At 37.7% G+C, this 21,235-nt stretch carries 24 protein-coding genes and 3 pseudogenes; 6 read left to right on the plus strand and 21 right to left on the minus strand.

From position 1 onward, the window contains the following. Positions 1 to 3: 3 nt before the first annotated feature. From TY03_RS03580 to TY03_RS03650, 15 genes and pseudogenes are all read right to left on the minus strand, one after another. On the minus strand, positions 4 to 267 hold the full coding sequence (locus tag TY03_RS03580; protein ID WP_042367540.1) for a hypothetical protein: 264 nt from the start codon (positions 265 to 267) through the stop codon (positions 4 to 6). Between the two features lie 307 nt (positions 268 to 574). Beyond that, positions 575 to 877: a hypothetical protein gene (locus TY03_RS03590; protein WP_042369089.1), complete on the minus strand. Its 303-nt coding sequence runs from the start codon at positions 875 to 877 to the stop codon at positions 575 to 577. Between the two features lie 64 nt (positions 878 to 941). Next, positions 942 to 1,241 (minus strand): phage tail protein, encoded by a 300-nt coding sequence (locus TY03_RS03595; protein WP_230201884.1) that lies wholly within the window; start codon positions 1,239 to 1,241, stop codon positions 942 to 944. A 148-nt stretch (positions 1,242 to 1,389) separates the two neighbouring features. Beyond that, positions 1,390 to 1,782 carry a DUF3168 domain-containing protein gene (locus tag TY03_RS03600; protein WP_187373970.1) on the minus strand — a complete coding sequence of 131 codons (393 nt, stop codon included), beginning with the start codon at positions 1,780 to 1,782 and terminating at the stop codon, positions 1,390 to 1,392. Continuing rightward, positions 1,782 to 2,231, minus strand: coding sequence for a hypothetical protein (locus tag TY03_RS03605; protein ID WP_042367543.1), 450 nt, complete (start codon positions 2,229 to 2,231; stop codon positions 1,782 to 1,784). Before TY03_RS03605 ends, TY03_RS03600 begins: the two co-directional genes overlap by 1 nt. Then, positions 2,224 to 2,541, minus strand: a complete 318-nt coding sequence (locus tag TY03_RS03610) for a phage head closure protein (protein ID WP_042367544.1) — start codon at positions 2,539 to 2,541, stop codon at positions 2,224 to 2,226. Before TY03_RS03610 ends, TY03_RS03605 begins: the two co-directional genes overlap by 8 nt. Before the next feature lie 2 nt (positions 2,542 to 2,543). Then, complete coding sequence (locus TY03_RS03615) at positions 2,544 to 2,846, minus strand: head-tail connector protein (RefSeq protein WP_042367546.1); 303 nt, start codon at positions 2,844 to 2,846, stop codon at positions 2,544 to 2,546. Positions 2,847 to 2,849: 3 nt separating this feature from the next. Then, positions 2,850 to 3,464 (minus strand): annotated as a pseudogene (locus TY03_RS22780) (phage major capsid protein); the annotation flags it as partial. 15 nt (positions 3,465 to 3,479) lie between these two features. Beyond that, positions 3,480 to 4,037: a hypothetical protein gene (locus TY03_RS22785; protein WP_230201886.1), complete on the minus strand. Its 558-nt coding sequence runs from the start codon at positions 4,035 to 4,037 to the stop codon at positions 3,480 to 3,482. Then, positions 4,037 to 4,546 (minus strand): annotated as a pseudogene (locus TY03_RS03625) (HK97 family phage prohead protease); the annotation flags it as partial. The pseudogene TY03_RS03625 and the gene TY03_RS22785, both read right to left, overlap by 1 nt. A 50-nt stretch (positions 4,547 to 4,596) precedes the next feature. Then, a pseudogene (locus TY03_RS03630) lies at positions 4,597 to 5,735 on the minus strand (phage portal protein). A 75-nt stretch (positions 5,736 to 5,810) separates the two neighbouring features. Then, positions 5,811 to 6,611, minus strand: coding sequence for a terminase TerL endonuclease subunit (locus TY03_RS03635; protein WP_081713036.1), 801 nt, complete (start codon positions 6,609 to 6,611; stop codon positions 5,811 to 5,813). A 140-nt stretch (positions 6,612 to 6,751) separates the two neighbouring features. Further along, positions 6,752 to 8,035 (minus strand): IS1380 family transposase, encoded by a 1,284-nt coding sequence (locus TY03_RS03640; RefSeq protein WP_042366226.1) that lies wholly within the window; start codon positions 8,033 to 8,035, stop codon positions 6,752 to 6,754. 127 nt (positions 8,036 to 8,162) lie between these two features. Beyond that, entirely contained in the window at positions 8,163 to 8,762 is a 600-nt protein-coding gene (locus TY03_RS03645) for a terminase large subunit domain-containing protein (RefSeq protein WP_262482507.1), read from the minus strand. Positions 8,763 to 9,028: 266 nt separating this feature from the next. Then, on the minus strand, positions 9,029 to 9,412 hold the full coding sequence (locus TY03_RS03650) for a phage terminase small subunit P27 family (RefSeq protein WP_042367547.1): 384 nt from the start codon (positions 9,410 to 9,412) through the stop codon (positions 9,029 to 9,031). Positions 9,413 to 9,860: 448 nt separating this feature from the next. Between TY03_RS03650 and TY03_RS03660 the strand changes: the two genes are divergently transcribed. Together TY03_RS03660 and TY03_RS03665 are read left to right on the plus strand one after the other, a co-directional pair. Beyond that, positions 9,861 to 10,289: a hypothetical protein gene (locus TY03_RS03660; RefSeq protein WP_042367549.1), complete on the plus strand. Its 429-nt coding sequence runs from the start codon at positions 9,861 to 9,863 to the stop codon at positions 10,287 to 10,289. After that, positions 10,273 to 10,578: an HNH endonuclease signature motif containing protein gene (locus TY03_RS03665; RefSeq protein WP_042367551.1), complete on the plus strand. Its 306-nt coding sequence runs from the start codon at positions 10,273 to 10,275 to the stop codon at positions 10,576 to 10,578. Before TY03_RS03660 ends, TY03_RS03665 begins: the two co-directional genes overlap by 17 nt. Before the next feature lie 35 nt (positions 10,579 to 10,613). Here the strand turns inward: TY03_RS03665 and TY03_RS03670 are convergent, their stop codons facing one another. Then, entirely contained in the window at positions 10,614 to 11,885 is a 1,272-nt protein-coding gene (locus TY03_RS03670) for a pentapeptide repeat-containing protein (protein ID WP_042367552.1), read from the minus strand. A 491-nt stretch (positions 11,886 to 12,376) separates the two neighbouring features. On the opposite strand from TY03_RS03670, the gene TY03_RS03675 reads away from it, so the two are divergent. From TY03_RS03675 to TY03_RS03685, 4 genes are all read left to right on the plus strand, one after another. After that, positions 12,377 to 14,134, plus strand: coding sequence for a DEAD/DEAH box helicase family protein (locus tag TY03_RS03675; RefSeq protein WP_042367554.1), 1,758 nt, complete (start codon positions 12,377 to 12,379; stop codon positions 14,132 to 14,134). A 13-nt stretch (positions 14,135 to 14,147) separates the two neighbouring features. Further along, positions 14,148 to 14,276, plus strand: coding sequence for a hypothetical protein (locus TY03_RS23000; RefSeq protein ID WP_262482503.1), 129 nt, complete (start codon positions 14,148 to 14,150; stop codon positions 14,274 to 14,276). 84 nt (positions 14,277 to 14,360) lie between these two features. After that, a complete protein-coding gene (locus TY03_RS03680) occupies positions 14,361 to 14,855 on the plus strand; it encodes a hypothetical protein (protein WP_042367555.1) in 495 nt (164 codons plus the stop codon). A gap of 11 nt (positions 14,856 to 14,866) precedes the next feature. Next, positions 14,867 to 15,388 (plus strand): hypothetical protein, encoded by a 522-nt coding sequence (locus TY03_RS03685; protein WP_042367556.1) that lies wholly within the window; start codon positions 14,867 to 14,869, stop codon positions 15,386 to 15,388. Between the two features lie 69 nt (positions 15,389 to 15,457). Here TY03_RS03685 and TY03_RS03690 read toward each other — a convergent pair whose 3' ends face one another. The 5 genes from TY03_RS03690 to pstC form a co-directional block, all read right to left on the minus strand. Beyond that, complete coding sequence (locus TY03_RS03690) at positions 15,458 to 17,182, minus strand: site-specific integrase (protein ID WP_042367559.1); 1,725 nt, start codon at positions 17,180 to 17,182, stop codon at positions 15,458 to 15,460. A gap of 412 nt (positions 17,183 to 17,594) precedes the next feature. Next, positions 17,595 to 18,284, minus strand: coding sequence for a phosphate signaling complex protein PhoU (gene phoU, locus TY03_RS03695; protein WP_042367560.1), 690 nt, complete (start codon positions 18,282 to 18,284; stop codon positions 17,595 to 17,597). A gap of 47 nt (positions 18,285 to 18,331) precedes the next feature. Beyond that, the gene (gene pstB, locus TY03_RS03700; protein ID WP_042367562.1) at positions 18,332 to 19,090 is read right to left on the minus strand and encodes a phosphate ABC transporter ATP-binding protein PstB; all 759 of its coding nucleotides are present in this window, start codon (positions 19,088 to 19,090) and stop codon (positions 18,332 to 18,334) included. Next, positions 19,090 to 19,965, minus strand: coding sequence for a phosphate ABC transporter permease PstA (gene pstA / locus TY03_RS03705; RefSeq protein ID WP_042367564.1), 876 nt, complete (start codon positions 19,963 to 19,965; stop codon positions 19,090 to 19,092). Before pstA ends, pstB begins: the two co-directional genes overlap by 1 nt. A gap of 1 nt (position 19,966) precedes the next feature. Continuing rightward, positions 19,967 to 21,163: a phosphate ABC transporter permease subunit PstC gene (gene pstC / locus TY03_RS03710; RefSeq protein ID WP_042367566.1), complete on the minus strand. Its 1,197-nt coding sequence runs from the start codon at positions 21,161 to 21,163 to the stop codon at positions 19,967 to 19,969. Positions 21,164 to 21,235: the final 72 nt, after the last annotated feature.

The raw sequence follows: 21,235 nt of genomic DNA on the forward strand, positions 1-21,235 counted from the left end.
ATCTCAGCCAGCTTTCATCTGGTCTGTTATCTTCACAAAGGCATCTCCAGAGGTCTGCGTACTATTAATTGCTTTATTAAATGCTTCGCCAGCACTCATTGCAATACCTATTCCACCTGCAAACTTCATAGCCATACTGGTCATTGAACCAAGAGCATTGCCTGCGGTTCTACCTGCTTGCTGGAAACCTCTAATCTGTCCTGTGCTTCTTTGTATATTGTTATCGAATTGGCTACTGTTAAGTAGTAATCTGGTTACTAAATCCATCGTTATAGTGTATTAATTAGTGAATCGGCTTTAGCCTTTAATCTGGCTATATCATCTTTAGTAATAGAGGTATCTTCTTTCTGATTATCCCAACTAAACTTCATTATGTCCTCCATATTTAGTTTCTTGGTGCTATTTACTTGTGCAGTGATATATGCCAGCAATCTGGTCTGTTCTCACTGCTCTCTATTCCTTCTATGGATGTTTCCTAGTAGGACTGACAGTTCATACATTTGCATCTCATCCAGAAAATAGGCTGGGCTGATACCACCTTCCACTACCAATATAGCATATAACTCACTAATGGTTAATTCTTTTTTTTTGCATCTTCTGTGGTATCAACCGTAAAGATAGCCTGCTTTGCCATCTCCTTACCGATAAACTCCTTTAGAGTTTTTAATACCTCCACCTCTTCATCCAGTACATCTATAAACTCATTAAAGGTCAGTTGTATCTCTGGATTATTAGCCAGCAGCAAACAGTAGATAAATACATATTCATCCGTGAGTGTCTGCATCTTAAATATCTTACCAGTAATCTGTTCATAGATAAAGAAAGCTCTGAGTGTCCACTTTATGCAGTAGTCTGTATCGTTGATTCTAATATTCATATTCCTGTATTTAAATAGAAATAGGGCAGCTATTGGCAATAGCCCAGCCACCCTATCCTTCATTTTAAGCTTTAGTTATCTTTGTTAATGCGCCAGCACCTTCCAAGGTCACACTGTAAGTTGCGTTTTCATTGCCTGGAGCATTGGCTGTGATACCTGTGATTACTACTTTGCCCTTATAGCCAGTTCCTTCTTTGGGTGTCCACCCATCAGCAGGTACGGATGTACCATCGTTGTTTGCTACTCCAGCATTTCCTTTTATGGTAAATATCACATCAATCGGATTTCTAGCTATCCATAAATCAACCAGTTTACCATAATCTTCTTCGGTAAACAGGTTATCGGAAGTAATGCTGTAGCTCAATTTACCAATCATCTTACTGGTTCATTCAGCGTGGTCTTTACTAGAAACCTCTATTGCGTTACCAGATAAGCTGAGTTGGTGATTAGTGGCATAAGCCAAAGACTTTCCATTATAGAAAAGCATAAGGTCTGAACCTCTTACTATTGTATTAGTTGCCATTCGTTATTATTTTAAATGTAAGTTGTTGTATATATGTATCTTCATTATAATCTTCATCTGCCGAAACCAATCTAATATCATCTACTTGGATAGTAGCAAATGTCCCTCTCTTTCCCTCTAGTGTATTCCGTACCAAATCAGCTAGTTCTATAGCCTCATTGTACTTATCGGAAGCAATCACTACATCCATCATAAGTGTATCATTTGCAGAGAATCTATCTTTCGTATATGCAGGAATGATATTTGTCCGTTTATAAATGATAAAAGGGAATGAAGTATTATTGGTAGCTATTAGCGGAAAGATTTTATTACTTATTTTAGCAGCTATATCTGTATTACCAGATAGTAATTCGTAGATAGCTTTGCCTATTTGCAAACTCATTATCGTTGTCTATTTGCTGTTCGTTGTATGGATTCTGTTATCAATCTATCTATATTACTAAAGATTTCCTGCTCCTTAGCTTGCTTGGCATCTCTAAAGAAGTGGTTAGCACTCATCGAACCTCTGTTAGCTCCATTTCGTCTAAGAGTTCTATTAGATGTTCCTGTTTCAAAGAACTTTAATCTAAAATCTCCTAGGATATGTACCTTCGCTGCGGTAGCTTCTCTATCCACCGATACCTTGATACCCGAAGCCAATGTTTTGCCATTCCATCTATTCCTGCTGTTCACCTTGCTACCAATATGAGTCCGTAATTGACTTTTGGTCTCTTTGGTCAGTATGTTGGCTGCCTTTCTCAAAGCAGATTTATATACCTGCTTCTGCTGCCTGCCAGTTAACTCAGCGAAGGTGGTCAGTACCTGCCTGCTGTCTATCTCTACATTATTCATTGATTAGTTCTGTTAGGATACTAATGGCTTGCTTATAAAGTTCTCGGCTAACGGACAGGATTCTATACCGCTTCCCTTTATAAAGAATTCTGTCAGCTTCATCAATCGAATGATAGTAACGAACAATGAAGGTTACATTCGATGTATGAATGATTTCATTATTCAGTGCAACCCTGCTACCAGCATTGTATTTAACTTCGGCTCTGGTGGATAGTTTGGCTTCCCAAAGCTCTGTCATAGAACCATAGGAATCTTTAGTACTGGTTAGTTTCTCAACCGTAATTTCTTCTCTTAGTAATCCAGCTCTCATACTTACTTTATTTCATAGTGTTTATAAAGTCCTATCAGATATTCATAAGACAGAGGTAGTTTAGCCACCGTAGTAAAGCTGATAGGTTCTCTATTGGCATAGAAATTACCTATCATCAATAACATAGCGTGAACTATAGCAGGTGGCAACTTACCACCTGTTTCTAGTTCTTCTAATGCTGCTACATCTAAATGCTGTTTGACAGAATCTTCTGCCACAGCCATCAAGCCCTCTATGTATGAATCATCTGATTTAGAGTCCACCAGTAAGTGCTGTTTAGCCTGTTCCAGTGTTAGATAAGCCATCGTTTATGACTTTAAGATAGCTTTTTGGAATGAATCTACTCTGCGTGGTTTGGCATCAAAGTGAGCATTGATAACCAATCTCACCTTGCCATTGGCAGCTTGTGTATAAGGGTCAACAGTCAAGTCGATTCCGCCCCATTGAGCAATGACATAATCTTCGAAGTTACCAAATATAATACCTTTGGCAGGAACAGCTGAGGTACAAAGGACTTTGTATCCGTTTACTTCATTACCTTCCATCAGATAAGTTTCACCTGTCTTGGCAGTAGTCTTTAAATCTCCTTTGGCAGATGGAGATACAATAAAACATTTATTGCCTTTCACATTTGCACCTTCCAATGCAGTTTCCATATCTACAATATCTTTATAGGTTATAGCAGTAGAACCAGCTACCACACCATTTAAAAGTCCTTTGGGTTGGTTGGTAGAACCTGCTCCACTACCCAGAACAGTAGCTTCCAATTTATTGCTAATAGCATTAACGATATCTCTTTTAAGCATCTCTTCGGCACTCAAAGAGTCTTGGATTAAGAATTGCTTCGATATGTCAATATAGGCAGTCAGCCTTTTAGATTCTAGGGTTACCTCTGTAAATGAACCAGCACCCTCTGTAGCAGTACCTGTTTCATCCGCTCAGCCGACATTACTGCCAGAATAAGCAGGAATAGAAACATTACCCGTTAAACCTGTCAGGTAATTAGCTCCAGCCTGTACCATCACCAAGTTAGCTCTGAGGGGTTCTAAGAGACCTAACTTGTCTTCCGCTACAATTTCTTGACCTGCACCCGCTACAGTGGCTTTAATATCTGCTCTCTCTTCTATAGGCAATACAATCTGTCCAGAGTAATTTACCCCTGCTTTACGCATTTCAGCCTGTCCTTCATTCACAATCTCAATAGCTCGTTCATCTAATTGTCTGTTGTTGGCTACATCATTGATAGCTTTTAGTAATGAAAATTTCTCTTTCATCGTTTTGGTTTTATTCGTTGTGTTGTTTAAATTTCGTTTTGCATCTTCTTCAATAGCTTTCATCTCTTGTTCGATAGCTGCGAGCCTCAAAGTGATTCCATCAAACTCCGTATTCTCACCGTCATTCAATTTTCTCGTTTCTGCCTCCGCTCCAACTATCATTTCCAAAGCTCTTTTCTTTAGCTGGTCTTTTTCATCCAGCAGTTCCAATGTGTTCTTCATTAATGGAGTCTATTCTTTAGTTCTAAGTAATACCCGGATAAATCTTCCTGTTTCAAGTCCGCCATCTTTCTTAGTGCAACAGAAGTATCCGGATAGGCTTCTTTATATACCGGTGAAACATCGAACAGCTCTTTAAACTTGGCAATCTTTCGAAGGTAGCTACCTGCTCTCTTCTCCCATACGTCACTCTCAATGGTAAAGGCAAAGGAAGAGGTACTGATATCGCCTCGCTTTAATCCTTCCAGCAACTCATCACCCAATGCAGTGTGGGGAGCATTAAATCTATATTTAAGTCCTGTTTCATCTACCGATAGTTCCAGTGAACCAGTACCAAATTTACTTCTAGCTAATACACCTCTTTCTTCATTATGATTCAGCAGGCAAAGGATATCGGAAGTACCCAATATACCATCAATGGCAGAGGGTTCTACTATCTCCGTAAAACCGCCTAAGTCCCTAGATTCTTTATTGAATACAATAGCATAACCCTCTACAGTTCTGCTGCCCTCATCGGCTCGTACTTCTCACGATGTGTTTCTTAATTCTTTTGTCATAGTCTTTAGTTTGTTAACTCTTTTGCTGGAGTTTCTACCATAACCGATTTACTAAGTGTGGTGACATTCACCTGCACAAAAGTTTCGTCTCCATTGGCTATGGCTGGTAAGTCCAGTGCTTTTCTTATCTCATTGGGACTAATCACACCAATCTGGAACAGCGTATTATAGTAACTAGCCAAACTAGCCTTATCCGCTCTCAATAGTACCGATGTATCAAATCTGACATCTATATGGTTCTTCTCGGAAGGCTTATAGAGTTTGCGTTCAAACTCCAGTTCTATCTTCTCCAGCAAGGGAGACAGCGTATCGGTTAAGAAAGCCAGTTGTGTGGCTTCAACTGTACTGTAACTACTATTGGATAAGTCAAATGCCTTTACTGGAGATACACCAAAGAACCTGCAAACATCAATCACATTGAAACGTCTAGTCTCTAATAATTGTGCATCGGCTGGATTTACCGTAATAGGCTGAAAGTCCATATTACCCTCTAATACTGCCACCCCGTTGGGTGTACCTGTACTAGGACTGAAAGCAGTTATCCAACTGGATTTAAGGTCACTCTTTTGTTTGCTGGATAGATTGGACTGAACTTTAAGGATACCAGCCAAATTAGCTCCCCCTCTAAAGAACCCAGAAGCGTGTGCTTCGCTATCAGCCGATAATCCCAAGGTTTGTTTGGCGTGTGCCAATGTGCTGATACCTGTAAGACCATCATAGCTAAAGTTGAGGATGTGAATCATATTAATAGGCTCTACCAGTTGTTTCAAGCCAGTAACACTATACATCATCTTTCCCGTATTATTGGTCTCTACTGGAGTCACCAACTCATCATTAGGAACTGCAACCGAATGGCATTTCCCTCTTTATCTCTTTCAATATAAGCATATCCATTGCCTTTTAAGAGCACACTGACAATGAGTGTCTTGATAAAGGTAAATCGGCTCATTCTCTCATTAGGCTCTCGATTCAACAGGCTATAGGTAGGATGTTTCACATACTTACTTTTATAGCCAGCATCATCAATGTAATAAGGTTCTAAAGGTAACTGAGCCACACTATCACTGATAACATCTACACATCGGTAAACGGTAGAAAGCAGCATTGCTTTATTGGTGGTGTAATTACCTGCACTATTATACATTAACGAATCAAACAGGCTTCTCTCTTCTGGAGCTTTCTTCTTGCTGAATCAACTGCTGTTAAAAATTCCCATCATTTAAATTATTATTAGTTCGTTGGTAAACTTAGGTACTTCTAAATAGCAGCCCAAGGCTTGTATCATTGCTATCGTACCGTCTATTTTCTTCTTATCTACTTGTTTATTAGGCTTTACATTTCCATTATGGTCTGATTTAAGCGTCACATTTCTAAAGCAGAATCGGTTAATCTCATTGTTATCAATCACCGCTTTGCCCGATAAGATTAATCGCTCCATCTCTCTGGTAGGCTTATTGAAATTACCCAGCGATTGACTGTATTCTTCCAAGGGTAATCCTTTCTCGGTAGCATCTATTGCCCATTGTGTAGCATTGTATTTATCATATCCCACCGCTCGAATATTCAGTAGTTCACTATACTTCATTATATCATTGGTGATGTAGTCATAATCAGTAACATTGCCAGAGGTAACAGTCAGATATCCTTGCTGCTTCCAGTATTTATAGAGTTCTTTGTCCGCTTTCTCCCTTAGTGCCGATTCTGGCAAATAGTAGTGAGTTTTAAAGTAATATTTATCTTCATCTATGACTAAAAAAGATACAGCAGTTAAATCGGAAGTAGCACCCAAATCCACACCAATGTAACAGGTGGAATCTTTAAAATCTTCTAGGTTTATCTTCTTGGTAGCTCGTAGGATATATTCATCGGGTAACCATACATTGGATGAATCACACCATAGGTTTAGAGTCTTGGTTTTTACTCCTACTTCATCCGATGGGTTGTTAATGGCTTGTTGTACTTGCTCCTTAATATACTTGGTAGTTACTGTTACCTCATCCGCAGCTAATTTATAACTGATTCAAATAGCGATTTAATTCACCTAATAGTTCCTACTCGTAGCTTTTCCCCCTGCTTTTCTCCTTGATTTCAGGTTATAGGGCATAGCTTCCCCTTTCCCCAGTTAGCTGAAGGCATAAGTAATCCCACGAAAAGTTGTTTTTACGGACTCCAAAGCAACTTGTATGGTTTGTCGGAATAAATATTGAGTACCCATTGTCTGCCTGTCTTTACCCATTTCGCAGGAACTGTAATGAATCGAAAGATAAATCGTTTGACTCGGCTTACCGGTTCAATATCTTCAAACACGGCTGCAACCTTCTCAATAAGGTAAGCATAAAAGTTTTTAGCCATGGCTGTAAGTAGCAGGAATACTGTATTCTCTTTGAGGAATGAACAGGGAAGATGACTCCACCCGAAATCGTTATTCATCATGTCGAATGTTCTTTCACAGGCTCCACGAGCATTGTAGAAGAGTACAATGTCTTTTTCAGAACTTTCATGGTCATTGGTTAAGATGCACCGATAGGTGTATTCACCATCAAATAGGTCCAATTGGTTGTCCTTACGCTTTTGCCTTTGAATAACAAGTCGGTAGTTTTCTTCTTGCAAAAAGGAAGTAAAAGGTATGGAGGTCACTTCATAATTCTCGAAGTTGATTTCTTCTTTTTTCCAATCTGTGATTTTCGTCATTTCTTCATACAGAGACTGACATTTGCCGGCTCGTATGTAGAACTTGTTGCAGTAGCCATGTGTCATACGGATAATCTCTTCCGAATAAGAACCACAGTCCATCCGGCAACGGTCTATGAATATTCCCCTATCGGCCAAACGACGAAAAGTCCGTTGGAGCGTATCCGCTTGACGAAAACGGACATTTGCGTTTGCGGCCCGATTTTCCACACCAACAATGTTACCACCAATAGTTGCCGTGCCGGGGAAATAACCACGTTTTTTCTTGTAAGAATACTGAGTGTCATACTTTTCTGTGGGAATAAACTGGTGGTCGAAGTCCAAGTTATAAAGCGTGTTTGGCTTGAGTTGTTCTGTTTGAAGGAGCATATCGAGCATCAAACTATTAAGCTGTTCCGCCTTATTGAAAGCATAGCTTGCTCCTTTTTGGGAAGTATAGTGGATATCCAATTCTGCGAGTTCTTTTATGCCTCTCAATAAAGTATCCGGACTGGGGATTTCAGTATCCGGGCGTAATTCAAGATGTTTGCCAAGGTGTTTGCCGATATCTTCGATGTGGTCACCGCCGCAATAGTAGATCCAAAATAGGCTCGAAATAATTTCGCTATATTGGTAACCGGCGTAGGAAGAACGTAATCCTAAAGATTTATCGATCACGGAATTCAGTCCTAAACGAGAAAATTCATCCATTGCGTAAAATATACCCCCAAAAGGAGTGATATTATCTGATTTTATGGCTATTTTTGTTGTCATATGCACAAGTACCTTTATGGTTTGTTTGGTAGCACTAATTTAGGTGAATCTTGTGACATAACCAAACCTTGAGGATGTTATTCATCCTCAAGTGTTTGGATTCTCTGAAAATAATATGACTGCGGATTTAAGGTGTTACATCTAAATTGGGAGCGCACTTTATCCAATTACTTGCATCTTTCCAATCATCTTCTGTGTCCAAAGAGTAGATAGCCACAAAGATGGAATCATCCGTCTTTAGTTCATTCAGTACTTCTATAGCTACTGTCCTTAGTTGATAGCAGGGTAAAGTCTTATCAAAACCAGCTGTGGTAATCGTACATAGATGTGGATTTTCACGCATACCCATAGAAGACTTAATAACATCTCTTACTTTGCTATTCTTAGCTGCGTGGTATTCATCCAATAAACCGAAGCTGGCATTAAATCCATCCAGTTTACTGTCATCTGCTGCTAATACCTTTAGTTTGGATTGAGTCATTTTAAAAGTAATATCGGCTCTATAAGGTATTAAGTATTTGCCTTTCGTATCCAATCCTTTGCAGAAGTTACTACACATATCAAAGGCTATCTTAGCCTGTTCCTTACTATTGGCAGCTAATAACACTTCTGCTCCATCTTCCCCATCAGCAATTAAATAATAGAGACAAAGGGCAGCAGCTAAAGCAGTCTTACCTTGTTTTCGGGAGACTTCGATATATGAACTGGTATATCTCCTCGTTCCGATATGCTTTCAGTAAAAGCCTACAATATTGGCAATCAAAAAGGTTTGCCAACCTTCCAGTATGAAGTTACTACCAGAATGTTTACCTGTGAAGTGTTTAAAAGTCGATATAAAAGCTATCGCCCTATCTACTTTATCCTCTCTAAAAACTAAATCTTCTCTCTTTAAGTCTGTATTGAATCTCTTACAGGATAACCTAATGGACTCTCCAGCAATCACCTTACCACTTATTACATCGGAAGCATATTGATAATAAGGCTTATCACACATTATCTAACTTCCTTCCCTTGCTTAATGAACTGCTCAAAGGGTGAATCTTCTTCTTTCTCTTTCTCCATCTTTGGCAACTTCTTTCTAGCCAGTGCGGTTAATCCGAACTCCTTCATCACCTTTAAAGCTTGGGTCTGTGCATCTTTGGAGATTTTAATGGCAGGATGTGCCACTAAATTACCTTGTTGGTTGGTAATGGTCATACCTTCCAGCTCTAATTGGCTACTGGCTTTAATAAACATAGAATAGTTTCTGGCTAAGATATCCAAAGCAGCCGTATCTACCGTTTCCAAGATACCTGTATCTTCCAATCCAGCCAATACGCCTTCCATATACCTCTTTGCCCCACTCTCGATGTTAGTGGGTATGGTGTATTTCTTCATAGTAAATAATTTTAATTTGTTAGCACAGGATAAAGGACTCGAACCCTTATCGCTACCTTTGGACAGCAGCACATAGTTTTGAAGACTATTCCAGTTCCCAACTGTGAAAATCCTGTATGATAATTTCCCTTTCAAAATAAAGTTAGTTGGGTTTGTCAGCCATTTATGAGGTAGTAGATAAAATAGCACCAGATATAGCTCTATATGAAGTTTTTAAATACCTACCATTTAGTTAGGTATCTTAGTTAATTATTAGTAAATTTACATTACTAAAAACAGAAATCTATGAAAGACAAATCCAAAGTAAAAGACCACCGAATCACAGTTAGATTGACTCCCAGACAAAACCAGTGGTTAATCGAACTATCCGAAGATAAAAACATAGACAGAGCTAAGATTATAAGAACATTACTAGATTTATATATGGAAAAACTAGAACCTTAAACCAATGCAGGTAACCAGACAAACACTAATGGACTATATCTTTGAATACGGATATGGCAAAGCACAACAACTACTAAAACTTACCGATAAAGAGTACACCAAAATACTCAACGGATTTATACCCGAAAGATACAATGAAGATGCACATAAGAATACTGCCATTCATAATGCCAAATCCAATCCAGAGGCTATGCTCTTGCTGGATAAGCATTATAAGCCGTTATCCCAATTAATTACAGATGAAGAATCGGCAGAACTGTTCAATGATACGGTACTTTCCATCTCCTACAGGTACAACCCAGACCAGAACTTTATTGACTTATTCAAGTACTTATATAAGCAGCATAGGTATGCTAAGACCTGCAATAACTCTGTAAAAAGATATTTAATTGATACACTACCAGAAAATGAATCGGATGCCAACACTGAATAAAAAGAAATACAATGCACCCAAGCAAAATAAGCGGAAAGAGAGACAGGAGATATACCAGACTACCAGATGGAGACAATTAAGGCTAGCCAAATTACTAGCTAGCCCTTTATGTGAAGTGTGTTTACAGCAGGATAAAGTAACGCCTGCTGTGGATGTGCATCATATTGATTCATTTATGAACTATACTGGTAATAAGAGATTGGAGAAGGCATATAGCTTTGATAATTTAATGGCTATTTGCAAGGAGTGTCACCAGAAGGAGCATAATTATCTCAATATGTGCATTTAATAAATTTCCAATAGCCTCATCTATCATTTACTCTTTCATAATTGTATTTCTGATTCATAGCCTTTAGGATAATTCATTACTTTAACTAAATTTTTATCTCCAGAAAAAACAATACCATTAGGGGTATTAGTTGCTACAGTTATTAATGAATTGGCATCTATAACTGACTTTCTAATCAAAGGAGAAGCAATCTCTAATTTACCTTGTATATTATTATTACATAATTTTAGTTCATCTATTAAATCGGTTGCAGACAGATACAAGCTAGAGATACTTTTATTAGTTAAAAGCTGAATGCATTTCAATTCATTATTACAAAATCTAGAATCACTTATATGGCATTCTGTTAATACTAAGTAAGAGCAATTCTTTAAGATACATTCTTTTATAGTACAGCTTATAAAATTGCAGTTGTTGCTATTTTCAAATATTACATTATTAAATGTACAACTTGTAAAGAATCTATTACCGAGATTTTTTATAACCTGTTCCCTGAAGTGAACTTTTTGAAAACTAAACGTCTCATTATTGAAGGTATCATTTAATAAAAGCGTAAGTATTATGTTGTATAATTCATCATTTATTTGTTCTCTAGGGTATCTTGATAGAAAATTTAGATATATTTTTGCGACAATAGCCCTATATCTCTCCTCATCATCTTCTTTTACCAACTGGAAAAGAGCATAAGCTCCACCAATAGCAATACCTACATTATCACTATTAAGATAACCAATAGCATCACCAAAACGCTTATCATTATTATTATTAACAGCTATATCAGCTTGTTTCTTGGCTGTACCAGCTTGGATTCTAGCTATATCATTCTGCCTAGTCTGCTCTTTAATACGTTTACTATTGAGATATAGACCATATATAGCACCACAGCCACCTATACAAGTTAACAACACAGTAAGTAATTGTCCATTTGCATCTTTGGTGACTCCATAAAAATGGCAAGCAATATCATTGAAATATAGGATAATGAATACAATGGATAGCCCGAATAACGATATCAGTATATATAAATATTTTGAGGTAATTCTATTCGTAGGTATTATCCCTTCTACTGTTTTTGTACTAGATTCTCTGGCGGATTCAATTATTTTATCTTTTGAATTCTTCCTATTAATATCAAACTTAGCCCTTGCTTTATCAAATAAATAAGAACAAGACATAACACCACCTAGTAGTATAATGAATGCTTCTTCTGGCATAACCTGTCCGCTACAAAATATAATAAGACCGCAATAAGCAACAAAACCAAGGAGTATAAAAGTAAAAGGCAAAAGAGCCGTATCATTTTTCATAATGTATATATATTTATTTGGGGCAAAAATAATGAATTACATTATATCAGCCATATATTATGCAGAATCATTTCTTCAAAAGTAAAAAGTCACACCTAGGAACACCATAAAGTCTAATTTTAAAAATTCCGTACATTTATTATGAAAAGTAAAATAATTTCACTATCTTTGTATTATCGAAAATGAGATAAGACCGACTTCGGAATCTTATCGAAAATCTCCCCTAAAGTCCAATTCTTCACCAAAGGCTATCTATCATACGAAATAAGCTACAGAATTGAGATTCTATCAATAATTTTAAAGATTAGGTTAATAAGTAGTAGGATATTGAGCGTAGCGATACGCTCTTTATTTTATACCGACCATTACTTTTTTCTTCAAAGCTCCTATTATTAGACGCGAAAAAGTAATATCGACCAGAAGCATCTTTAAAATCAGATTTTCTTACCGCAAAGATATTATTTCAAAAAACAAAACTTTATCTATTACTTATGAACCTAGAAGTTATCAATGGTGGCAATGCTCGTTATTTGAGCGAATTAGACAAATTCAAAGATGGTATTCCTTTGGGAATTATAAACAAGACTAAAACAGATGTAGGTGGTACGTATTGTGCCATTAACTGTAGTTCCAATTATATAGTAGTATGTCCTTTTAAAGACCTAGTAGATAGCATTGGAGCAGATAAAAACAACAAGTATGAGGTATTTAAATGCTATGGTGGTATAAGAGAGTACCAGTTTAAGAAGTATCTAAAGGAACATACAACATATAAAATAGCTGTAACCTATGATAGTTTGCCCAAATTAGTTAGATGGTTGGGTAGCACAGACGGCTGGAAGATATTAGTCGATGAATATCATTTGATTCTGGAAGATATGGATTTTAGATACGATGCCATTAATGGCTTAATGGATGAAGTGCAGAAATTCAATCATTATTCCTTTTTATCAGCTACTCCGATGGATGTAGAATTTGAAATAGACTTCCTAAAGAATATGCCACATTATAAAGTCGAATGGTCAAACTATATGAAGGTTAACACACTACGATTTAAAGCAAGCAAACTAACTAAAGGATTGGCGAGATTTATTCAAATATACTTAGATGAAGGGATACAAATGCCCGATATTCAAGGAGAGGTACAGGAAGTTGAAGAACTATATATCTTTATTAACTCTGTAAAAAGTATTAAACAGATTATTGATACCTTAAAACTTAATCCAGATGAAGTAAAGATATGCTGTGCAGATAGAAATAGGAATAGGCTATTATTAGGAGAATATAAAGCAGAACCCGTATGTAATCCTAATAAAAAGATTAACTTCTTTACAAAAAAATGCTTTCAAGGATGTAATCTATTTACTAATAATGGGCTGGTAATAGTAGCTAGTGATGGTAATAAAGAACATACGCTGGTAGACGTATCTACTGCAATGGAACAAATAGCAGGTAGAATTAGAACGAATGAAGAATACCAGAATATCTTTAGAAATTCAATTATTCATATATTTTCTACCAATAATAAAATTCTTACAGATGAAGAGTTTGAACTGATAATAAATGAGAAGGAGCTAGAAGCTAGCAATCTACTATCATTACAGAATAAAGCTACAGAAGAAGAATTAAAGGTACTGATTGATAAGCTGGATGTAGAATCGGATATAGTATCTGTAATCAATGGTAGATTGGTCTATAACCATCTTAAAAAGCAATCCTTCATTTATAAACAGGAATTACGAAAGTCATATAAAAATGGTCTTACAATTAGGGCTAAGTTTGCCGATTCCGATAAATTTGTTCTTAGTGACCAGAAGGATTGGGATGATTTTAATATTAAAATGGCTAAAGCAATAACTGTTAGCTATGAGCAGCTATTAAAAGACTATCTGGATAAGCCAAATGAATCTTATGAACTTGAATATCCCGAATTTCCACTTATAAAGAAATATCTAAGTGAAACCGAAATGAATACTCTTAGATGGAATAAAGAAACGATGGTTAAAGCAGCAGAAGATAAGAAACTGCTAGATAAAGTATATTTAGCTGTATATCAGAAAGGATTCATTACTAATAAGGAGCTAAAAGCCCGATTTAAAGCTGAATTTGATAGATTAAATATCGGGTTATCACCTAAAGCATCATTGATAGAACAATGTAATCTGTACGGAGTAAAACAGTGTAGTAAGTTTATAGATGGTAAAGCAGTAAAAGGATATGAACTAGATAAGCTAACTCTCATTTTTTAAATAATACATAATTATGATTTACATTACACTAATTTCAGCAGCGTTACTGCTAACTTACCTAGTACGCTTTACTGTCAAAGAAATTAAGCAGCATATTACAAAAGAAGCAGATAGAGTTATTAAAGAGATAAATAAACAATAAATCATAGCCTGTAAATGATAATGGCAATGAATATGATAATGAAATATGTGATATGAGACACAGGCTAGCTTAACCACTAGCCAAATGAATAAATTTACCGAATCAGAACTAAAGGGACGTAATATACTAAAGTCCTTCCTAGACCAAGTAGGAGCAACTAATCAAATGCCTACAGAAGATGAATATAATCCAGTAGATTATTACTTTACATATAAAGAGAAAAAAGTAGTGGCTGAAATAAAGTGTAGGGATATTAAGTATTTGAATTATCCTACACATTTGATGGAAGTATCCAAGTATAATGCCCTAATGAAAGATAAGCAGAATAAACAATTAGATACTGCATACTATATAAACTTCTTTGGGGAGAATATCGCTTATTGGTATTCCAATAGCACTATCAGAAAGTATGCTACAGAAGATATCAAATACTGCAATAGGACTACAGCAGAGAATAGAGGGCGTACCAATAAGAGCGTACTACTGATACCTACAGATAAGGCTCAGATATTTATTAGGAAAAACGGTATATGGAGTAATGGAAGTTTAGAAGAAATTCGTACATTTGCATCAAACTAATTTCAAATACGATGACAAACTGGCAATATTTTCCTATGTGTGATACTACACCTAAGCATTTACAAGAAATAGTGAATGTTTTCAAAAGTTACGAATCACAAATACATACAGATGGGAGTAATCCACAAAAAAGAAAAAGCAATGAAGTATTGGGTCTAATATCTTCAAGTTTAGTAAAATTGGGATACGAAGTAGAAGGCAAACAAAAGAGTTCGATAGGCATCCCCGTTTTATTTGGTAAGAATGATAAAATTGACAAATCATTTAATGCCGATGCATATAATCAAGATTTAAGAACTGTAATTGAAGTAGAAGCTGGTACAGCAACCGCCAATAATGGTTTTTTAAAAGACTTAATTCAAGCTTGCCTTATGCATAATACCGACTACCTAGTCATAGCCGTTTGTAATGAATACAAGCATAAAGTAGCAATAAACAAAGATTTTGATAAAGTTACAACTATGTTAAACACAATTTATATATCACAGAAACTTAAGCTCCCCCTTAAAGGAGTCTTAATTATTGGATATTAGAACTGTGTTGCTCATCGAAAGAGAACAAAAGACCCACTTAGATTAAGTTCTAGGTGGGCTTTATTGCTACTACGGAATATGCCGTTCCAATTCCTCATTAGCATATTCCTGCTGCCATAATTGGCTTAAATCGTCTGCATCCGTTATTTCTTGGGGAGAAATCGACAGTCCTAATTCAATCACTTTTTGCTGATATATCTGATAAAGCGTAAAATCTATATAATGTTTAGCGATGTTCCAGATAATAGCATCCAATGCACCCGTTCTATCGTATAGTACCGATTTATCAATTTCATCAAGAAATTCCTTAACCTTATTCGTACGCTTAGTATCTTTGATAGTTTTGATAGCTTCTTGTGTTTCAGCCAAGTCATAAATATTAATTCCTTGACTTTGTAGCTTACTTAATTTCAAAAGGCTGGATTCCGCAAACAAATAGTCCAAAACCTTAATCTTTTGTTTTGATTTACCTATAGATTTATTGGTTTGAGCACTAGTAGAATCTCTATCTGCTTCCTTTTCTAGCATCAATAGAGCAGCATCCTCAGATGAAAGCCTTATATACTTCTTAAAAGACCTTTCATCATTATGCCCTGTAATCTTCATTATAATATTGCTATCGTAACCGCGCTTTAGCATATTAGAAACAAAGGAACGTCTAGCCGTATGTGTACCAATCAATTCATAAGCTTTAACACGCTCTGTAATGACTTTACCTCCCCTATCCTCTGTTACATTGTGCATCCGAGTAATACCTGCTTTCTTACCAATGTTCTTCAAATAATTCAAAGCGGTTTGATTGGTAAATATCGGAAACTGGCACTCATATTTATTAAGTATTTCTAAAGCTATTGGTAGCAGAGGTATTGATACTTTATGAGTTTTCTTCTCTTGTACAATCTCAATAACCTTACCATTGGGAGCATCCTTTATAAGACCGTCATTTATCGACTGTGTATCTGCAAAACGTTGCCCAATCCAACATTGCAGGACAAACAGGTCTCTAACCTGCTCTTCCATCCCTGTAAGCTCTAAAGCATAGATACGATTAATTTCTTCTTCCGTTAAGTATATTTCATTATCATCACCTTGCCTGCTTTGAGGCTTCTTATACTTATCAAGATTAGCTTCACGAATATCAATTAAGCCTTGTTGCTCCGCTCTCCTAAGAATACATATTATCTTTTCTACTTTATTACCTACAGTAGTTGTTTTGGTGGTTTTACCATTACCGACATCTTTATTAAAAAGGTATGTCTCATAGTCTTTCAATAGTGGTAGTTTTATCTGGTCAAAGCTGATAGGATAGTTATTAGCTTCTTTTAGAAAGGTCTCAAAGAACTTGATATGTTTTATATAATCCATCTTAGTACTTTCTTTTACCGTTCTGTCATTGGTTAAAGCACTACGTAACCAATGTATAGCGTTTACTTCTTGTTTTTTCATATAAGTATCTTTATATATATATTGCTTCAATAACACAATCCCATTGTTTATTTCCTCTGGATTAGCACAAAGATATTGCTTATATTGAATAAAATTGTTCTTAATTTCCGATATTTTGTCATTTACTATCGAATTATTAACATTGTCAAGTTCGGTCAATCGACAGCTAATAAAAGCCTCTTGCTTCTTTTCGTTCCAATGTTCTGGATAGACCTTAACACCAGTGGCAAACTTAACCTGCTTCTTATCTATCCTACACACTAAATAAAGATTTGTCGGCTTTTCGCTCTTAGGGTTTCTTAGATTGAAACTAGCCTTTAGCTCATTTATAAACACCTGCCTAATCATAACCTTGTTCTTTAATTTGGTTCTTAAATTTGGTTCTTTAAAATGGTTCTTTTAAGGCAAAATCCACAACAAAAGGGTATACGCACCCCTCTCAGAAGTCGTAGAACGCATATTGAATGGAAAGATAAGGGCATAAAAAAAATGAAGCTTTTCACAAAGCTCCATTTTTCAGTTTTCAATAGGTATTAGTTTTTTTTAAGGTAAAAAGATTGTTTTCAGGATAACGGTGCAAATATAGCCTCTTTTGAAGTGATGAACCAAATTTAAAAACATGTCATATAACATCTTTTTGATTTTTCTTTAGTTTTATTATCATTTACATCCAAAATGACTGATACTTACGCGTTACAAGGGGCAAATATAGAACAATTTTCCAAATGCTACTAATTATTGTTTAATAATTTGCAAATACCTAGTGTGTTGGATAATGTTCTTCTGTCTTTCCACTATGTTTTAACACTTTTGCATCGATAAAGAACACAATCTCTTCGGCAATATTGTTGATATGATCGCCCGATCGCTCGAGCTTGCGAAACACACTGACCAAATTCAGGCAAGACAAGATGTTATCTGGGTGCTCCTTAATATACTCTGCCAACACGGTGGTGGCATCGGCATTGATTTCGTCGAGCAGGTTATCTTTGGCAAATACAGCCGTAGCCAGTTCGATGCTCTCTTCGTTCAGTGCACGTTTGGCGAGTTCGAGCATAGACAGTGTTTCGGAAGTCATCTCCTCCAGACGCAGACGCTTAAGCAGGTCGGCATCGAGTATAGGCTCTTCGCATCGAAGTACAAAAAGAGCAATACCCTCGGCAAAATCTCCCAGACGCTCCAGATTCGTGTTGATCTTCAACATAGCCAGCACAAAACGCAGGTCGATGGCAACGGGGTTATACAGTGCAATCACATCTTCTACATCACTATCTATTTTCAGTTCGAAAGCATTGACCCTACGTTCGCGTACAATGACTTGTCTTGCCAGTTCCTTATCAAGCGTCAGCACAGCTTCTCCTGCCCTATCCAGTTGATTATAAACCAATGTCCACATTTCATCTACTTCCTTCTTCAGCAACATCAGTTCTGATTCGATAAACTTTACCATATATTTTTATTTTAAGTTATTATTGTTGTATCATTCTACAAGCAGGACTATCCAAAGCGTCCTGTGATGTAATTCTGCGTTTGTTCTTTCTCCGGATTTGTAAAGATACGTTTTGTATCGCCATATTCGATCATATTTCCTAAATAAAAGAAAGCGGTCTTGTCGCTTACACGTGCAGCCTGTTGCATATTGTGGGTCACAATCACAATCGTATAATCTTTCTTCAGTTCATGAATAAGTTCTTCGACCTTTGCCGTAGAAATGGGATCGAGTGCCGAAGCAGGCTCGTCCATCAACAGCACAGAGGGAGATACGGCCATGGCACGAGCAATACAAAGGCGTTGTTGCTGGCCTCCCGAAAGAGCAAAGGCCGACTCTTTGAGCTTGTCCTTCACCTCGTCCCACAGCGCAGCACCTTTGAGTGTTTCTTCGACACGCTGGCGGATAAACGCATTGTCTTTCACCCCGTTTACGCGCAATCCGTAGGCTACGTTCTCAAAGATACTCTTAGGAAACGGATTGGGGCGTTGAAACACCATGCCTACATTTTTGCGAAGTTCATCTACCTCGATATTCTTATCATAGATATTTTGTCCGTCGATACGGATCTCTCCCTGTAGCCTGGTAGCGGGAATTAAATCGTTCATCCGGTTAAACAGTCGCAAAAAAGTTGATTTACCACACCCCGATGGGCCGATAAAGGCAACTACCGACTTTTCCTGAATCTCTATGCTAATTCCTTTCAACGCATGAAAGTCTCCATACCAGAAATTTACATCGCGGGTATCAATCTTACTATTTTCCATTAGTTCATTTTTATTTTCTTCTCAAAATACTTTCTTAACGCATTCGCCAGCAGATTTATTATTAAAATAATAACAATAAGTACCAAGGCAGTGCCATAGGCCAGCGGAAGTTGTGCTTCCATATCTACACCACTGGTCGAAATGACATACAGGTGATAGGGCAACGCCATACACTGATCGAGTATGCTGGTAGGCAACTGGGGCAGGAAGTAGGCGGCACAGGTAAACAGAATCGGTGCCGTTTCGCCGGATACACGCCCTAAAGCCAAAATTAATCCGGTTATTATATTAGGTACTCCCATGGGAAGTATGACGTGCCAGATGGTTTGCAGTTTGGTAGCTCCCAGCGCACGGCTTCCTTCGCGAAGGGAATCGGGAATAGCCTTCAACGCCTCTTCGGTTGTTCTGATTACTAACGGTACACAAAGCAAACCCAAGGTGAGCGAGCCCGCCAGTATACTGTCGCCAAAGCCAAGATAGTTCACAAACAGAGCCATACCGAACAAACCGAACACAATCGAAGGAATACCGCTCAGGTTGTTGGTCATGGTGCGGATAAAGCGTACCAACTTGCCTTTGGGGGCATACTCGTTCATATAGATACCACTCATTACACCCACCGGGAAAGCAAAAACAGCACTACCTATCATCAAGTAAAAGGTACCGACGATGGCCGGCCAGATACCTCCTCCGGTCATTCCATCGGTGGGCTCGGAGGTGATAAAGTCCCAACTGATGGCTCCGGCACCTTTGTAAATGATAAAACCCAGAATAGAAAACAGGATAAGCACGATGCATAAGCTCATCAATCGGAAAAGACCAAAAGCAATGCTCTGCGAGCGATGTTTAGTTTTATAGTTACTTTTTATTTTCATATTATTTGCTTCGCTTTACACCCTTTGAAGAGATATATTCAACACTAAAGTTAATAATCAATGTGATAAAGAACAGCACCACACCCAATAGGAACAAAGCCTGATAGTGAGGGCCACCTGCAGGTGCTTCGCCCAACTCGGCAGCAATGGTAGCAGGAATGGTTCGCAACGGTTCAAGAATCGTAGTCGGTATCACGGCAGCATTGCCGGTTACCATCAATACAGCCATCGTTTCGCCAATGGCTCTACCGATACCCAACACTACTCCCGAGGTAATACCCGAAATAGAGTAAGGGATCACCACCTTATAAATGGTTTGCCACTGCGAAGCACCCAATGCCAAACTGGCTTCACGCATGGCGCGAGGGCAATTGCGCATCGCATCTTCGGTTACGGTAATGATCGTAGGCAGTGCCATGATGGCAAGTACCACACTTCCGGCCAATCCGCTTTCGCCTACCGGCAGGTCGAATACCTTTTGAATAAGCGGTACAATAACGATCAGACCAAAGAAACCATACACGACCGAAGGGATGCCGCTCAGCAACTCAATCAATGGTTTGAGCCAGCTACGCACCCGGGGGTTAGCTACTTCGGACATATAGATAGAGACAGAAAGTCCGAAAGGAAGGGCAATCAAGATGGCAAATAAACTAACCCATAACGTACCGGTAATCAAGGGTAGAAAACCAAACAACGGTGCGGGTGTAGCTGTAGGGAACCACTCGGCTCCGGCAAATACATCTTTCAAGGAGATAGTATTATCTTTAATAAGATGTACTTTATCGGGATGGGTAACAAACTTCTGTGGAATAAAGGCTACGATACCGGGTGTTTTCTCTATGAGCTCGGCTATCTTGGCTCCGGCATTTTCATAAGCCTCGCCCAACTCGGCTTCCGAGTAATAGTGAGTTAGATCTTCCAGACGAAATACCCGGATAGGAAGATCTTCGCCACCCAACTCCTTCCAGTTCGTGATCTCTTCGTCGAACACATTCTTTATCTGAAGCGGAGTTAACTGACTCACCTTGTTCTGCTGGTTCAGAGCCAGCACATACCCTTCTTCAATGATCTTACTGCTAAACAAGCCGAAGGCCTGAGAAAAAAGAAATACGATAATCAGTACAATGGTAATACTTGTTACAAAACCGCTACAAGTAAGGATACCTTCAATTATTTTTTCAAGAACCTTCTTCATTTCTTTAAGGGTTGATTTTTGATGCAAAGAAAGCCCGTCTTTGTTAAGATGATGTGAATGGAGTTTGAAGGA

Source organism: Bacteroides neonati, assembly GCF_000499785.1.
Lineage (GTDB): Bacteria > Bacteroidota > Bacteroidia > Bacteroidales > Bacteroidaceae > Bacteroides > Bacteroides neonati.

What these genes read in the sequence shown, in the direction of transcription:
- TY03_RS03580 (WP_042367540.1), bottom strand. Translation starts at nt 267, where the DNA reads ATGGATTTAGTAACCAGATTACTACTTAACAGTAGCCAATTCGATAAC.
- TY03_RS03590 (WP_042369089.1), bottom strand. Translation starts at nt 877, where the DNA reads ATGAATATTAGAATCAACGATACAGACTACTGCATAAAGTGGACACTC.
- TY03_RS03600 (WP_187373970.1), bottom strand. Translation starts at nt 1,782, where the DNA reads ATGAGTTTGCAAATAGGCAAAGCTATCTACGAATTACTATCTGGTAAT.
- TY03_RS03605 (WP_042367543.1), bottom strand. Translation starts at nt 2,231, where the DNA reads ATGAATAATGTAGAGATAGACAGCAGGCAGGTACTGACCACCTTCGCT.
- TY03_RS03610 (WP_042367544.1), bottom strand. Translation starts at nt 2,541, where the DNA reads ATGAGAGCTGGATTACTAAGAGAAGAAATTACGGTTGAGAAACTAACC.
- TY03_RS03615 (WP_042367546.1), bottom strand. Translation starts at nt 2,846, where the DNA reads ATGGCTTATCTAACACTGGAACAGGCTAAACAGCACTTACTGGTGGAC.
- TY03_RS22785 (WP_230201886.1), bottom strand. Translation starts at nt 4,037, where the DNA reads ATGAAGAACACATTGGAACTGCTGGATGAAAAAGACCAGCTAAAGAAA.
- TY03_RS03640 (WP_042366226.1), bottom strand. Translation starts at nt 8,035, where the DNA reads ATGACAACAAAAATAGCCATAAAATCAGATAATATCACTCCTTTTGGG.
- TY03_RS03650 (WP_042367547.1), bottom strand. Translation starts at nt 9,412, where the DNA reads ATGAAGAAATACACCATACCCACTAACATCGAGAGTGGGGCAAAGAGG.
- TY03_RS03660 (WP_042367549.1), top strand. Translation starts at nt 9,861, where the DNA reads ATGCAGGTAACCAGACAAACACTAATGGACTATATCTTTGAATACGGA.
- TY03_RS03665 (WP_042367551.1), top strand. Translation starts at nt 10,273, where the DNA reads ATGCCAACACTGAATAAAAAGAAATACAATGCACCCAAGCAAAATAAG.
- TY03_RS03670 (WP_042367552.1), bottom strand. Translation starts at nt 11,885, where the DNA reads ATGAAAAATGATACGGCTCTTTTGCCTTTTACTTTTATACTCCTTGGT.
- TY03_RS03675 (WP_042367554.1), top strand. Translation starts at nt 12,377, where the DNA reads ATGAACCTAGAAGTTATCAATGGTGGCAATGCTCGTTATTTGAGCGAA.
- TY03_RS23000 (WP_262482503.1), top strand. Translation starts at nt 14,148, where the DNA reads ATGATTTACATTACACTAATTTCAGCAGCGTTACTGCTAACTTACCTA.
- TY03_RS03680 (WP_042367555.1), top strand. Translation starts at nt 14,361, where the DNA reads ATGAATAAATTTACCGAATCAGAACTAAAGGGACGTAATATACTAAAG.
- TY03_RS03685 (WP_042367556.1), top strand. Translation starts at nt 14,867, where the DNA reads ATGACAAACTGGCAATATTTTCCTATGTGTGATACTACACCTAAGCAT.
- TY03_RS03690 (WP_042367559.1), bottom strand. Translation starts at nt 17,182, where the DNA reads ATGATTAGGCAGGTGTTTATAAATGAGCTAAAGGCTAGTTTCAATCTA.
- phoU (WP_042367560.1), bottom strand. Translation starts at nt 18,284, where the DNA reads ATGGTAAAGTTTATCGAATCAGAACTGATGTTGCTGAAGAAGGAAGTA.
- pstB (WP_042367562.1), bottom strand. Translation starts at nt 19,090, where the DNA reads ATGGAAAATAGTAAGATTGATACCCGCGATGTAAATTTCTGGTATGGA.
- pstA (WP_042367564.1), bottom strand. Translation starts at nt 19,965, where the DNA reads ATGAAAATAAAAAGTAACTATAAAACTAAACATCGCTCGCAGAGCATT.
- pstC (WP_042367566.1), bottom strand. Translation starts at nt 21,163, where the DNA reads ATGAAGAAGGTTCTTGAAAAAATAATTGAAGGTATCCTTACTTGTAGC.